We start from the raw sequence: 13,177 nt of genomic DNA, 5'->3' as shown, positions 1-13,177 counted from the left end.
CTGTTACCGTTTTGGGCAAGGCGAAAACTCTATCCACAATATGCATACATAAGCACGGTCGCCTCGATATTTTTTTCAGCGTTATTCGCGTGGTCCTTTGTCTTGCTTGGAAATTACCAATGGGACCTTGCTTCGGCACAAGTCGGGATTGAACACGATCGAGTTAGATATGTCGTGTTTTGGCGGGGAATTTATGTTCCCGACTACTTATATATCTGCGCGTACTTCATGCTTCCGATAACGGCGGTTTTGATTTTTGCTTGGCTCTCCAGAAATTGGCGACCGCCCGAAGAAGGATTGTTCATCAACAGCCCACCCGGAGGCGTCTAATCCCCCAACTTCCCGATCGGCGGCAAGGTCCAGTTAAACGCAATCGCACAGCCGCGGATGACAAAGGCCAGCAGCGCTGCGCCCACGGCGGCGGTTCCGGCGCCGATCCCCAGGGCAATTGCCAACACATAGGCCCCCGCCCCCGCCAGTGCCGCCAACGCATAGATTTCCGCGCGCAGGACCAGCGGCACATCATTGACGATAATATCCCGGATCAATCCGCCAAAGGCCGCACTCATTACCCCGGTCAGCATGGCGATGGACCAGTGCGCGCCTGCGGCAAGCCCGGCCTTCGCGCCGAGCACGCAGAAGACCGACATGCCTATGGCGTCCGCCCAGGCCAGCGCCGCGCGGCGGGTCGCAAGCGATTGCGCCCAGGGCGACGTATAATAACCGATCAATGCGCCAATGAGCGCCAGCCAGAGATATTCCGGGGCATCGACCCAGTAGACCGGCAACCGTCCTAGCAGGACATCGCGGAGCGTTCCGCCGCCCATGCCGGTCACGGCGCCAAGGATGGCCGCACCGAACGGATCGAGCTCCTTACGGGCCGCCAGCATGCCGCCGGAATAGGCAAAAAGCGTGACACCACTATAGTCGAGAATAAGGAAGAATAAATCTACGGTCACACGCCCTGCCTTTCAGATATTTCAATTATCAAATTTGACTATTTCGCTTTTGCTCTTGCCCAAACAGTCGATTCACCAACTAATCTCGCTCTGCAGCAGGTGACGATTGCGTCATCTGACATGCAAAACAAAGGGGGAGACTCATGTCACTCGACAAAATCATCTGGGCAGTCGCGTTTCTGGCAGCCATCGTGTTTGCGTTCATAACCTTTGAATATGGTGCACTTATCCTTGCGCTACTGGGCCTCGCAAGCGGTTTCTTCGTCAAGGGCGACCACCGCAAGGCCTTGATACTGGCTGCCATCTTCCTGATCGGCGGCGGCTCCATGGCGCTGGGCTCGATCCCCGCCGTCGGCGAGTATCTGAACGACATCTTCGCCAATTATGGCGCTGTACTCGGTGCGGCCTCATTGATGGTGATCGTCATGGCGACCGTTGAGCGCCTGATGCCTGGCGGCGACTAGTCACCGCCCTATCGACCTGAATGCCCCGTCCGGAAAGCACCGGGCGGGGTTTTTCATGATCCGTCGATCACATCGGCCAGACCCGCATCGTAAACCGTCACCTGCCATGCGGCGATTGTCAGGCCGATAATCAGGATCGCCCACACAGCATAATTGACGAAAACGGACCGCTTGGCGGATTTGCGTTCCAGCCAGGTGCGCGGCCGAACGCCCTTCACCCGGTAGGTAAAGAGGGCGGCCAGATTGACGCTGACCACGTTGATAGAAAGCAGCAATCCGGCGCGCGCGGCCATCGCCCATTCACCATCACCCGCATAGAGCCCCATCGCGGCTGACGGCGGCAGCAAGGCGACGGCGACCATCACACCGACAAGAGCGCTGGACACGCCGGTGGATATCGACAGCGCTGCCGCCGCGCCCGAAACCAGAGCCAGGGCGGTCGTGTCAACGCCGACAATTGTCCGGGAAACGAGTTCGCCGCTCAGCGTGTTCACCGGCAATGCCATGCCGAGCGCAAAACTGATCAGAAGGCCAAGCGCGAGGCCGGCAATCGCCGTCCGCGCCGATTTCACCATCAGGTCCAGATCGCCAAGCGCGGATGCGAACGAAAACGCAAGGATCGGACCCAGCAAGGGCGCAATCACCATGGCACCGATGACCGCCGCCACATTGTTGGCATTCAGGCCAAGCGCAGCAACGACCGCAGACAAAGCGGTCAGAACCAGAAAATCGCGGTTCAGCTGTGCGCCCGAGGAAATGTCCTCGTAGAGTTCTTCGCGCAAGGCCAGCGTCTTGCGCTTCTTTTTGGTCTCGACGTCTTCCTCGGCTTCCTCTTTGGGCAAGGTGGCTTCGATAGGGATGACGACGAGCCGCCAGTCGGCGACATCCGCCAGCAGGCCTTGGATGGCATCAATCGCATCCTGCCCGTCACCGCTCTTGAAGTAGAGCCGCAAGACCCGGCGGCCGCGATCGTCTGCCGGCTCCAGTCTGTGCTCGACCGGATTGGCCCGCAGGCAGGATTTCAGGAGTGGCTTGGTATCAACCGTGTCGGGAAAGGAGAGCTCGATCAGACGCATCTAGCGACTATCGGCGTTTTTCAGGCGGGCAATCAAGCTGGAAGTGTCCCAACGCCCCCCGCCCATGGCCTGAACCTCGGCGTAAAACTGGTCCACGGTCGCCGCGACCGGCAGACGCGCGCCATTGTTCCGCGCCTCATCCAGGGCAATACGCAGATCCTTGCGCATCCAGTCTGTGGCAAAGCCATGCTCGAACTGACCGGCAACCATGGTCTGCCAACGGTTTTCCATCTGCCAGGACTGGGCCGCACCCTTGGAAATCGCGCCAATGACCTTTTCGGCGTCCAGCCCGGCCTGCTCGGCAAAATGCAATCCTTCGGACAATCCCTGCACCACCCCGGCGATGCAGATCTGGTTGACCATCTTGGTCAATTGTCCCGAGCCCGCCTCCCCGATCAGCGTGATCGCCTTGGCATAAGCCTCCATCACCGGTTCGGCATAGGCAAAGACATCCGCATCTCCGCCGCACATAATGGCCAGCTGGCCATTCTCCGCCCCGGCCTGCCCGCCCGAAACCGGCGCATCGATGAAACCGACACCCACGGCCTTGCATTCTGCATGCAAGGCCCGCGCGAGCGCCGCCGACGCCGTCGTATGGTCGACCAGAACGGCACCCCGCTTCATGGCCGGGATGATCCTGTCGGCAATCGCGCGTACATCGGGATCATCACCCAGGCACAGAAACACGAAATCAGCGTCGCTGACGGCATCCTCCGGCGTTACGGCGACCTTGCCGCCATGCGACTTGGCCCAGAGGCGGGCTTTTTCCGTGGTCCGGTTCCAGACCGTAACCTTATGATCCTTCGCCACCAGATGCCCCGCCATGGGAAATCCCATCACGCCGAGACCGAGAAATGCGCAAGTTGCCATGATCGCCTCCTAGTCCAGCTGGCCGTAATCGCGGCGATGGAAAGTCAGAGCCCCGGCTCCGTCATTTATCGATATGCCCACGACCTCACCCACGATGATGTCATGATCGCCACCGGGATGGATGGCATGACGGCGGCAGTCAAGGACAACGCTCGCGCCATCAATCACGGGAAAGCCATACCGGTTTTCAGACCACTGACCTGATGGAAGATCGTCATTCTCGGCACAATATTGTGCGATATCGGCCTGATCCTTACCGAGAAAACAGATCGCATAGCTCATCGCGTTCTGGAAAATGTCGGCGCGCTCTGCAGTTTTTGCGACCGACCACAAGACCAGCGGAGGCTCCAGCGAAACGGACGCGAACGAGTTGGCCGTAATGCCATAGGCCTTGCCGTCATGATAGGCGGTGACCACCGTCACGCCCGTTGGATAGAGCGACATGGCATCGCGAAATGATTTTGATGACGACAATTTACATACTCCGAATCGCTTCGAAACCGGACTTTAACTGTGTTGGGACATACTCCGACCCCTAAGAAGAACAAACAAGGTGGTGCGGTTATGGCTTCGGATAGACCGATTATCATCAAGAAAGTCAAAAAGGGTGGCGGTCATGGCCACCATGGCGGCGCGTGGAAAGTGGCCTATGCCGACTTCGTGACGGCCATGATGGCTTTTTTCCTCTTGATGTGGCTCATCAATACCACAACGCCTGAACAACGTCAGGGTATTGCGGATTATTTTGCCCCGGCTAGCGTCAGCCCGACCAATTCCGGTGGTGGTGGCATTCTGGCCGGCACAGCGCTCGGCGAAGGCGGCAGTGGCCGCGGTGCCTCATCCACCATTGAACGCCTGTCTCCGGATGCCGTGGATGACCCCGAAACGCCTGAAGAATCCTCCGAACAATCGAGCCAGTCGGCCAGCGCCGAAGCCATGGCAGCAGCGCGCGAACGCCGGGAGCAACAATCCCAGTTCGCATCCGCAGAAATGTCCCTGCGCCAGTCCTTGCAGGAAATGCCGGAACTCGCCGAACTCACGCGCCAGCTGATCATCGAGGAGACGCCGGAAGGCCTGCGTATCCAGCTGGTCGATGAAGAAGGCCGCCCGATGTTCAATCCGGGCTCGGTCCAGCCCAATGAGCGCGCCGTAGTCCTCCTCCGCGCCGTGGCCGAGATTGCGCAACAATTGCCGAACCGGATCGCCATTTCCGGCCATACCGACTCTGGCCCCGCTCCGGGCGATACCTATACCAATTGGGATTTGTCGGCGGATCGGGCCAATGCGGCGCGTGCCATCCTGCAAGGCGGCGGCGTCACCGATGAGCGCATTGCAGAAGTCACCGGCCGCGCCGGATCGGAACCGCTTTATCCGGACGATCCCTACATGGCGGGTAATCGCCGGATTTCCATCCTGCTACTGCGCGAAGCACCGGTGATCGCTCCGGGACACGGGCTGAACAGGTAATCCACAGCTGACCGCAAAAAGGGCTCGCCTCACGCCGCCTTACTCATGCTAGTCTTTGCAGTCCGCAGCCGATGCGGACGCAGCGGACAAGGCATGAGGGATGCTCGATACGGTTATTGAGACATGGCAAATGTGGGCCGCCATGGCCCTGGTGGCCGTGGCAATTGTCTTCTACGTCTGGGAAAGATTCGCGATCGAGATCGTGTCTGCGGCCATCGTCGCCGTGGTGCTGGTCTTTTTTCAGTTTTTCCCGATACCAACCGATAATCCCGATGCAGCAGATATTCTGGCAGGCTTCGCCAACCCGGCGCTTCTGACGATCATGGCTCTGCTGGTCGTCGGCCAGGGCATTTTCCAGACCGGCGCCATGGATGGCCCGACACAGCGGCTTCTGACATCCTACGACAAGCGCCCGCGCATCACGCTCATATCCATTTTCTTCTTTCTGTTTGTGGTCAGCGCCTTCATCAACAATACGCCCGTTGTGGTGATGTTCATTCCCATCCTCGTGGCTATTGCCGGCCGCATGGGGGCCTCCCCGTCCAAGATCATGATACCACTCAGCTATGTCTGTATTCTGGCCGGCATGACGACGCTGATCGGCTCGTCCACCAACCTGCTTGTATCCGACAGCTATGCCGCATTTACCGGCGAGCATCTCAATTTCTTCGCGCCATCGAAATACGGCATCATCCTCGCCGCCATCGGCGTGCTTTATGTCTCCTTCATTCTGCCCCGCCTCTTGCCCGAACGCGCCACGATGGAACGCGAAATTGCCGGCGGTGACGGCAAGCAATTCATCGCGCAGCTGGAAGTCACCCGCGACCATCCATTGCGCGGGCAATCTCCGGTCGCCGGAATGTTCCCGGACCTGCCCGATATCACCGTCCGGATGATCCAGCGCGGCGAGCATGCGATCTTGCCACCGTTTGACGATGTGAAGCTGCGCACCGGCGATTTGTTGATCGTGGCGGCGACACGAAAAACCCTGTCCGATCTCCTTTCCTCGCGCGCTGAATATCTGCGAGGCCTGCTGCAAAGCGGCCCCGGCAGTGACGAGCCGACGCCGGGAGAGCGTCTCGGCCTTTCAGAATCGGTCATCCCGCCAGGATCGCGCCTGATCGGGCGGACGGTCGAACAGATCGGTTTCCGCCACCTCACCGGTTGCGTGGTGCTGGGTGTTCAACGGCGCTCGCGCATGATCCGCAAGAAGATGGGCGAAATCCGCATTGAAGCCGGTGACGTCCTGCTACTTTTCGGCAAGGCCGATGCCTTGCGGACCTTGCGAAATGACCGCGACCTTCTGTTGATGGCCTGGGCGACCACCGACCTTCCGGACCCGCGCCGCGCCAATTATGCCCTGATGATCTTTGCCGGTGTCGTCGTGGCTGCCGCAACCAATCTGATGCCGATCGTCCACGCCTCCATACTCGGCGCCGTCGGCATGATCGCCGCCGGATGCTTGAATTCGCGGCAGGCTGCGCGGGCAGTGGATATGCGGGTCTATCTGCTGGTCGGCTCGGCCTTCGCCCTTGGCACGGCCTTGCAATCGACCGGCGCCGCCAACTTCATCGCCGGAACAGTTGTCGCAACATTCGAGCCTTACGGGCCCGTTGCTCTGATCTCCGTGCTTTTCATTCTGATCGCCCTGCTGACCAACGTCCTGTCCAACAATGCGACTGCCATCCTTTTCACCCCCATTGCCATCGCAGCCGCCAATCAGATGGGGCAGGACCCGACACTCTTTGCCCTGACGGTCCTGTTTGCCGCGAATACGTCATTTGCCTCACCGATCGGTTATCAGACCAACCTTCTGGTGATGGGGCCCGGGCACTACAGGTTCGCGGACTACATCAAGGCAGGGGCACCGCTGGTCTTTATCCTCTGGATCACCTTTACCGCCATCGCGGCATTCCATTTCGGCTTCTGACGATGCAGGGTAGGTCAAAGATTGCAACAAGGATTCGAGCAGCGCTGTGACCCATCCGTTCACAACCCGGCAAATTCCTTTCTACCTGACCGCGTCGGGTCCCTGCCCCTATTTGCCCGGCAAGCTGGAACGTAAGCTGTTTACGCGTCTCGAGCCCGGCGACGGCCCTGCCCTGAATGACGCCCTGACACACGCCGGCTTTCGCCGGTCCCAGGCCGTGCTCTATCGTCCGGCTTGCGAAGGCTGTGATGCCTGCCGCTCGGCACGCATTCCGGTCGCTGAATATCGCTTCTCGCGTTCGAACCGGAAAGTTCTGAAAGCCAATGCCGATCTGATCCGCAGCGAGCAGCCGGCCCACGCAACAATGGAGCAATTCCAGCTCCTGTCGCGCTATCTCGAAACCCGTCATGGCGATGGGGACATGGCGGGCATGAGCTTTGCCGACTATGTCATGATGGTCGAGGACGGCGCCCAACGAACAGATGTTGTCGAATACCGCGACGAAGCCGGTGTATTGCGGGCCGCGGCCCTGATCGACCGCCTCCGCGATGGGCCGTCCCTGCTCTACAGCTTCTTTGATCCAGAACAACCTGCGCGCAGCTTTGGCAAATTCGTGATTCTCGATGCGATCAGCTGGTCGCAAAGCGAGAACCTGCCTTTTGTCTATCTGGGATACTGGGTGCCGGGCAGCGCCAAGATGGCCTACAAATCACGATACCGGCCGCTGGAAATCCTGACATCTTCAGGATGGCGGCGTTTTGAAGACACCGAATTCGGCAGACAGACCGAAATGGATTTTGGGGGAGATTGATATGGATCGCCGGACTTTTCTGAGCGGGGCAAGCATTGCCGCCGCAACCGTTGCCACAGCCTGCAGTCAGGGCGAAGACAGCAGCGTTGCCTCACCGAATGTGCAGACCCGCCGGACGCGCCGTTTGCGCATGGTGACGACCTGGCCGGCCAACTTCCCCGGACTCGGCACGGCAGCCGACCGGGTCGCCGAATTCTGCAACACGATGTCGTCAGGCTCTCTGGAAGTCCATGTTCATGCCGCTGGCGAAATTGTCGGCGCGTTTGAAGCCTTTGATGCGGTCGCAACCGGCACCGCCGACATGTACCACGCCGCAGAATATTACTGGCAGGGCAAGTCCCCGGCCTTCAACTTCTTCACCGCGGTGCCGATGGGCATGACAGCGACAGAGATCATGGCCTGGGTCGAGTTCGGCGGCGGTCAGGAACTCTGGGAAGAGCTCGGCCGCGAGTTTGGCGTGGTTGCCTTTCAGGCCGGCAATTCCGGGCATCAGATGGGCGGCTGGTTCAAACGCGAAATCAATACGCTGGAAGACTTCCGCGGATTGCGCATGCGCATTCCTGGCCTCGGCGGAAACGTGCTTCGCGAACTGGGCGGTGCAGCTGTCGCGCTTTCGGGCGGCGAGATTTACCCTGCCCTGCAGAATGGCACGATTGACGCCACCGAATGGGTCGGTCCGTGGAATGATCTGGCTTTCGGCTTCTATCGCGAAGCACCGTATTATTACGGACCCGGCTTCCACGAGCCCGGTTCGGCGCTGGGGCTGGGCATCAATGCCGGTGTCTGGGACAGCCTCGAAGCGGATCACAAGGCGATCATTCGTGCCGCCTGCCGGGCCTGCAACCATATGGCGCTGGCAGAATACACGCACCAGAACGCTATCGCGCTCAACGTTCTGCAGAATGAGCACGGCGTGCAATTGCGATCCTTCTCCGACGAAGCCTGGCTGCGGATCGGTGAGATTTCCGAGCAGGTCGTCGCGGATGTGGCCAATACCGACGCCATGACCCGGCGGGTGTATGACAGCTACATCGCCGCCCGAAACCGGGGTCGCGACTGGGGCCGGATTTCCGAATACCCCTATTTTGCGCAACGCGAACGCGTTCTGGGCGGCTAGGCCATGCGCGGGGGAGACTGGCTTGTTGTCCTGATCATCGCAGGCAGCGTTGTCCTGGCGTTGCTGGATGGCCTGACGGCTGGCGGTATATCCGGCTGGATGACCGCCAATCTCTACCAGACCGCCCGGCCGGTTGGCATCGCTCTTGGCTGGATCGGGCTGGTGGCTTCACCCCTCCTCGCACTGCCGCTTCTGGGCGGACTATGGGGCCGATTTGCCGGGCTTCCGGGACGCCTCGAATCTGTGTTTCGCAAGCTGATCTCCGTTTTCGATGGCGTCAGCACGGTGATCGGCGATGCGGCCCGCTGGCTCGCGCTTGGTCTGGTGATTGTCACGGCGACGGTCGTCATCCAGCGCTATGTCTTCGGCTTCGCTTCCACGAAATTGCAGGAAAGCGTGATCTACATGCACGCTTTGCTTTTCCTCTTGTCAGCCGGATCGACATTGTTGGCCGATGGCCATGTGCGGGTGGACATCGTGTACGCAAAACTGTCCGAGCGCGGCAAAGCCTGGACCGATATGATCGGCACCTATCTGGGCCTCTTTCCCATGGCATTGCTCATCCTCTGGGTCTCGACGCCCTATATCAACGCCAGCTGGCGCATTCTGGAGCGCTCGCGCGAAAGCGACGGCCTGCCACTGGTCTTCATCCTGAAAACAGCAATCCCGATCTTCGCGGTTCTGGTGATTTTGCAGGGTCTGGCATCGGCCATGCGGGCAGCGCTGACGCTTTCGGGCAAGGCCGCTCCCGGCCATGCCAAAGCCGTGGATCAGGAGCTCTAGATGAACACCCTCATCGAACTCCTGCCTTTCCTGATGTTCGCCATCGCCTTCGCGGCGCTGCTGCGCGGATATCCTGTCGCCTTCACGCTGGCCGGTGTGGCCTTGCTCTTTGCTGGCATTGGCCTTGTGCTGGACGTGTTTGACCCCATCCATCTGCGCGCCTTCCCGCAACGCATCTACGGCAACATGATGGAAATGGACCGCTCCATCCTGGTCGCCGTCCCGCTTTTCGTCTTCATGGGCGTGATGCTCGAAAAGTCGAAGGTCGCGGAGGAATTGCTCGAAGCCATGGGTGCCCTCTTCGGCACGCTGCGCGGCGGGCTGGGTATTTCGGTGGTCGTGGTCGGCGCGCTTCTGGCTGCGTCGACCGGCATTGTCGGTGCGACCGTTGTCACCATGGGCCTCCTGTCCCTGCCGACCATGTTGAAGCGGGGCTATGACCCCGGCCTCGCCGCAGGGTCTATCGCGGCGGCTGGAACGCTGGGCCAGATCATTCCGCCGTCCATCGTGCTGGTCCTGCTCGGGGATCAGATATCCAATGCCTATCAGGAAGCGCAACGTGCGCAGGGTATTTTCTCCCCGGACATCGTGTCGGTCGGTGACCTGTTCGCGGGCGCGCTCATTCCCGGCCTGCTGCTGGTTGCAGCCTATATCGGCTATCAGATCTTCGTCGCCATCACACAGCCCTCGAAAGCGCCAGCCGCGCCACTGGAAGACAAGCTGTCAGTCTCAAAACTCCTCCATGCCCTTATCCCGCCTCTGGGCCTGATCGTCGCTGTGCTGGGCTCGATTCTGACCGGACTGGCCACACCGACCGAAGCGGCGGGTGTGGGCGCGGTGGGCGCAACCTTCCTCGCCGGCTTCCGCAATGCCGGAGCCGCCACAAATCCGAAGGCCGGACAGATATTCTCCGGATTGGGCGCATTGTCCCTCTTCCTTCTGATCGCCATGACTCTGGTGTTTGACCTGCGCGTGGGACGCGAAAACATCTCGGCTGGCGACCAGTTCGGCCTGTATCTCGCCTACGCGTTTGTTGCGCTCACCATCGCCGGCGCATTGGCGGCACTCTGGCGACTGAAAAAGACCGGCGTGCTGGACGATGTCATGCGCGCAACCGCCCAGATCTCGGCGATGGTCTTCGTCATCCTGATCGGCGCGGCGCTCTTTTCCCTGATCTTCCGGGAACTGGGCGGCGACGCGACGGTTCAGGCTGCGCTCGAAGCCGTCCCTGGCGGCAAATGGGGCGCTCTTGCCATCGTCATGCTGGTCATGTTCCTGCTCGGCTTCTTCCTCGACTTTATCGAAATCACCTTTGTCGTGGTGCCGATTGTCGCGCCCATCCTGTTGATGATGGGGATTGATCCGGTATGGCTCGGCGTCCTGATGGCGTTGAACCTTCAAACCAGCTTCCTGACGCCGCCTTTCGGCTTTGCGCTCTTCTATTTGCGCGGTGTCGCACCGCCGAGCGTCACCACGGGCGCGATTTATCGCGGTGCCCTGCCCTTTGTCGGTATCCAGCTGATTGTGATCATTCTCGTCGCGCTATTGCCGTGGCTCGCCACTGGCCTGCCGGAATTGCTCTATGACTAGGCCGCTCATTGCACCCGTCATCGAGACGGAGCGCTTACGCCTGCGGCCACTCCGCGCCGACGACTTTGATCCGGTCTGCCGGATCTGGTCGGATCCGGAGAATGTGCGCTTTGTCGGTGGAAAACCCTCGCCGCCCTCCCGGTCCTGGTCGCGCGTTGTGTCCAGTGCAGGATACTGGCCCATTCTCGGTTACGGTTACTGGGCACTCGAAGAGCAGGCTTCCGGAAACTTTATCGGCCTGGTCGGATTCGCAGATTTCAAACGCGATGAACCAGCTGGCTTCAGCGGCGATCCCGAAATAGGCTATGTCATTGACAAGGCCGTTCACGGCAGAGGCTATGGCCGCGAGGCCATGACAGCCTGCATGACGTGGATGGATGAAACGCTGGGGCGCAGCCGCACCATCTGCATGATCGAGCCGGGGAATACGGCCTCGATTAGAATCGCGCAGCGTCTCGGCTATCAAACCTATGGTGAAGGCGAAATCGACGGCACAAAAGTCTTGCTGATGGAACGTCTTTAGACCGCCGGCACGCTGGTGCTGCGCACCCTTCTCTGGCCACCCGCAAATTCAACCAGTGCCTCGATCCGCTTTTCAATCGGCGGGTGGGTCGCGAAGACACCTGCAAATCCGGCCTTGGGATTCTCGATCATCATTTCGCGGACGCCATCCGGTGTGTTATCCATTTCGGCATGCCCGGAAATCTTCTCCAGCGCGGAAATCACGGCATCCGGATTTCGCGTCAGTTCGACCGCGCCGGCATCCGCCATGTATTCGCGTTTGCGCGACAGGGCAAAGCGAATGGCAATCGCCAGGAAATAGGCCACCGCCACGATGGCTATGGCGATAATCATCAAAAGCGCCGCATTGCCGCGTCGTCCCGAAGAGCGGCCGCCCAATCCGCCCCAGAAAAGCGAACGGAAGACGATCTGGGCAACAAAGGAAAATATGCCGACAAAAATGACGGAGACCACCAGCAACCGGACATCCCGATTGAGAATATGGCTGAGCTCGTGGGCCAGAACAGCTTCCAGCTCCGCCTTGTTCAGCTTCGCCATCAAACCGCGCGTCACCGTCACGGTATATTGTTTGTCAGTCAGTCCACTCGCATAAGCGTTCAGCACATCTGTCTCGATCACCTTAAGCTTCGGCATGGTGATGCCGCGAGAAATACAAAGGTTTTCAAGCAGATTATAGAGTTCGGGTTCTTCTTGCCGGGTGACCGAATGCGCTCCGGTCGCCATGTCGATCATGGTCTGATGGCCGAACCAGGCAATCACGAACCAGATGCCGGCGATGATGATCGACCAGAGCGCCATGGTCGGCCAGATGTCGATCGCAGCGGAAAAATCTGCACCAAGATCCATTCCGCCCTGCCCGGAAGAATAGGTATCTCCACCCATACCGGTCAGAACGAGCGCGGCGGCAAACGCCAGCAACATCAACAGGAACGGAAATCCAGCCAGAAGCAGGATGGATTTCAGATTATTGTTCCAGATATGCGTGCGGAGCCCGACCGCGCCCATCATGGTCTAAGTCCTAGAATTTGACTTCAGGCGCATTCTCGACAGAAGCCCGATCCGCGACTTCGAAGAATTCACGCTGGCTGAAGCCGAACATGCTGGCAAATAACACGGCCGGGAATTGCTCCACGGCTGTGTTGAATTCGCTTACGGCATTGTTGAAGAAGCGGCGAGCGGCCGCAATCTTGTTCTCGAGATCAGCCAACTCGTTCTGCAGCGACAGGAAATTCTCGTTCGCTTTCAGATCCGGATAGGCTTCTGACAGAGCAAAAATCTGACGCAGCGCACCGGTGAGCATGTTCTCGGCTTGCGCCTGATCTTTCACGCTGCTGGCATCGACCGACGCCTGACGCGCCTTGATGACGTTTTCCAGCGTTTCCTTCTCATGGCTGGCATAGCCCTTGACCGTGTTCACCAGGTTCGGGATCAGATCGACGCGTTGCTTGAGCTGCACGTCGATATCGCCCCAAGCCTGATTTGTGGTCTGCCGCAAAGCGACGAGGCGGTTGTATATGCCGATCACAAAGAACGCGATCACGACCACAACGACCAACAAGATAATCCATTCCATAAGCATTCCCTCCGG

14 protein-coding genes are annotated in these 13,177 nt (G+C 59.6%); 8 read left to right on the top strand and 6 right to left on the bottom strand.

What is annotated here, in order from left to right; all coding sequences use genetic code 11:
• Window positions 1–326: 326 nt before the first annotated feature.
• Window positions 327–959, bottom strand: a complete 633-nt coding sequence (locus P0D52_RS06100) for a trimeric intracellular cation channel family protein (RefSeq protein ID WP_394694537.1) — start codon at window positions 957–959, stop codon at window positions 327–329.
• Window positions 960–1,102: 143 nt separating this feature from the next.
• Here P0D52_RS06100 and P0D52_RS06095 point away from each other — a divergent pair, with 143 nt between their 5' ends.
• Window positions 1,103–1,423 carry a hypothetical protein gene (locus P0D52_RS06095; protein WP_394694536.1) on the top strand — a complete coding sequence of 107 codons (321 nt, stop codon included), beginning with the start codon at window positions 1,103–1,105 and terminating at the stop codon, window positions 1,421–1,423.
• Between the two features lie 53 nt (window positions 1,424–1,476).
• Here P0D52_RS06095 and P0D52_RS06090 read toward each other — a convergent pair whose 3' ends face one another.
• Genes P0D52_RS06090 through P0D52_RS06080 form a run of 3 tightly spaced genes read right to left on the bottom strand, consistent with a single transcriptional unit; the run spans window position 1,477 to window position 3,843 of the window.
• Window positions 1,477–2,499, bottom strand: a complete 1,023-nt coding sequence (locus P0D52_RS06090; RefSeq protein WP_394694535.1) for a TIGR00341 family protein — start codon at window positions 2,497–2,499, stop codon at window positions 1,477–1,479.
• Window positions 2,500–3,369, bottom strand: a complete 870-nt coding sequence (locus tag P0D52_RS06085; RefSeq protein WP_394694534.1) for an NAD(P)-dependent oxidoreductase — start codon at window positions 3,367–3,369, stop codon at window positions 2,500–2,502. It abuts the gene before it with no gap.
• A 9-nt stretch (window positions 3,370–3,378) separates the two neighbouring features.
• Complete coding sequence (locus tag P0D52_RS06080) at window positions 3,379–3,843, bottom strand: flavin reductase family protein (RefSeq protein WP_394694533.1); 465 nt, start codon at window positions 3,841–3,843, stop codon at window positions 3,379–3,381.
• A 90-nt stretch (window positions 3,844–3,933) separates the two neighbouring features.
• Here P0D52_RS06080 and P0D52_RS06075 point away from each other — a divergent pair, with 90 nt between their 5' ends.
• The 7 genes from P0D52_RS06075 to P0D52_RS06045 all read left to right on the top strand — a co-directional run bounded on the left by P0D52_RS06075 (window position 3,934) and on the right by P0D52_RS06045 (window position 11,590).
• A complete protein-coding gene (locus P0D52_RS06075) occupies window positions 3,934–4,836 on the top strand; it encodes a flagellar motor protein MotB (RefSeq protein ID WP_394694532.1) in 903 nt (300 codons plus the stop codon).
• 100 nt (window positions 4,837–4,936) lie between these two features.
• On the top strand, window positions 4,937–6,766 hold the full coding sequence (locus P0D52_RS06070) for an SLC13 family permease (RefSeq protein ID WP_394694531.1): 1,830 nt from the start codon (window positions 4,937–4,939) through the stop codon (window positions 6,764–6,766).
• Window positions 6,767–6,812: 46 nt separating this feature from the next.
• On the top strand, window positions 6,813–7,577 hold the full coding sequence (locus P0D52_RS06065; RefSeq protein WP_394694530.1) for an arginyltransferase: 765 nt from the start codon (window positions 6,813–6,815) through the stop codon (window positions 7,575–7,577).
• A gap of 1 nt (window position 7,578) precedes the next feature.
• Window positions 7,579–8,694, top strand: coding sequence for a TRAP transporter substrate-binding protein (locus P0D52_RS06060; RefSeq protein WP_394694529.1), 1,116 nt, complete (start codon window positions 7,579–7,581; stop codon window positions 8,692–8,694).
• A gap of 3 nt (window positions 8,695–8,697) precedes the next feature.
• Window positions 8,698–9,477 carry a TRAP transporter small permease subunit gene (locus P0D52_RS06055; protein ID WP_394694528.1) on the top strand — a complete coding sequence of 260 codons (780 nt, stop codon included), beginning with the start codon at window positions 8,698–8,700 and terminating at the stop codon, window positions 9,475–9,477.
• Entirely contained in the window at window positions 9,478–11,067 is a 1,590-nt protein-coding gene (locus P0D52_RS06050) for a TRAP transporter large permease subunit (protein ID WP_394694527.1), read from the top strand.
• Complete coding sequence (locus tag P0D52_RS06045) at window positions 11,060–11,590, top strand: GNAT family N-acetyltransferase (RefSeq protein ID WP_394694526.1); 531 nt, start codon at window positions 11,060–11,062, stop codon at window positions 11,588–11,590. Before P0D52_RS06050 ends, P0D52_RS06045 begins: the two co-directional genes overlap by 8 nt.
• On the opposite strand, the gene P0D52_RS06040 is transcribed toward P0D52_RS06045, so the two are convergent.
• Window positions 11,587–12,597 carry a M48 family metallopeptidase gene (locus P0D52_RS06040; RefSeq protein ID WP_394694525.1) on the bottom strand — a complete coding sequence of 337 codons (1,011 nt, stop codon included), beginning with the start codon at window positions 12,595–12,597 and terminating at the stop codon, window positions 11,587–11,589. The genes P0D52_RS06045 and P0D52_RS06040 overlap by 4 nt on opposite strands.
• 10 nt (window positions 12,598–12,607) lie before the next feature.
• Window positions 12,608–13,168 carry a LemA family protein gene (locus P0D52_RS06035; protein WP_394694524.1) on the bottom strand — a complete coding sequence of 187 codons (561 nt, stop codon included), beginning with the start codon at window positions 13,166–13,168 and terminating at the stop codon, window positions 12,608–12,610.
• Between the last annotated feature and the right edge of the window lie 9 nt (window positions 13,169–13,177).

The organism is Hyphobacterium sp. (assembly GCF_043584775.1).
In the GTDB taxonomy this organism is placed as follows: Bacteria; Pseudomonadota; Alphaproteobacteria; order Caulobacterales; family Maricaulaceae; genus Hyphobacterium.
Note: the sequence above shows the minus strand (reverse complement) of the source record. Positions and strands in the feature narration are given on the sequence as shown.

Bases quoted from the DNA above. Each gene is read 5' to 3' on its own strand.
- P0D52_RS06085 (WP_394694534.1), bottom strand. From the start codon at position 3,369: ATGGCAACTTGCGCATTTCTCGGTCTCGGCGTGATGGGATTTCCCATG.
- P0D52_RS06045 (WP_394694526.1), top strand. From the start codon at position 11,060: ATGACTAGGCCGCTCATTGCACCCGTCATCGAGACGGAGCGCTTACGC.
- P0D52_RS06075 (WP_394694532.1), top strand. From the start codon at position 3,934: ATGGCTTCGGATAGACCGATTATCATCAAGAAAGTCAAAAAGGGTGGC.
- P0D52_RS06040 (WP_394694525.1), bottom strand. From the start codon at position 12,597: ATGATGGGCGCGGTCGGGCTCCGCACGCATATCTGGAACAATAATCTG.
- P0D52_RS06060 (WP_394694529.1), top strand. From the start codon at position 7,579: ATGGATCGCCGGACTTTTCTGAGCGGGGCAAGCATTGCCGCCGCAACC.
- P0D52_RS06035 (WP_394694524.1), bottom strand. From the start codon at position 13,168: ATGCTTATGGAATGGATTATCTTGTTGGTCGTTGTGGTCGTGATCGCG.
- P0D52_RS06050 (WP_394694527.1), top strand. From the start codon at position 9,478: ATGAACACCCTCATCGAACTCCTGCCTTTCCTGATGTTCGCCATCGCC.
- P0D52_RS06055 (WP_394694528.1), top strand. From the start codon at position 8,698: ATGCGCGGGGGAGACTGGCTTGTTGTCCTGATCATCGCAGGCAGCGTT.
- P0D52_RS06070 (WP_394694531.1), top strand. From the start codon at position 4,937: ATGCTCGATACGGTTATTGAGACATGGCAAATGTGGGCCGCCATGGCC.
- P0D52_RS06095 (WP_394694536.1), top strand. From the start codon at position 1,103: ATGTCACTCGACAAAATCATCTGGGCAGTCGCGTTTCTGGCAGCCATC.
- P0D52_RS06090 (WP_394694535.1), bottom strand. From the start codon at position 2,499: ATGCGTCTGATCGAGCTCTCCTTTCCCGACACGGTTGATACCAAGCCA.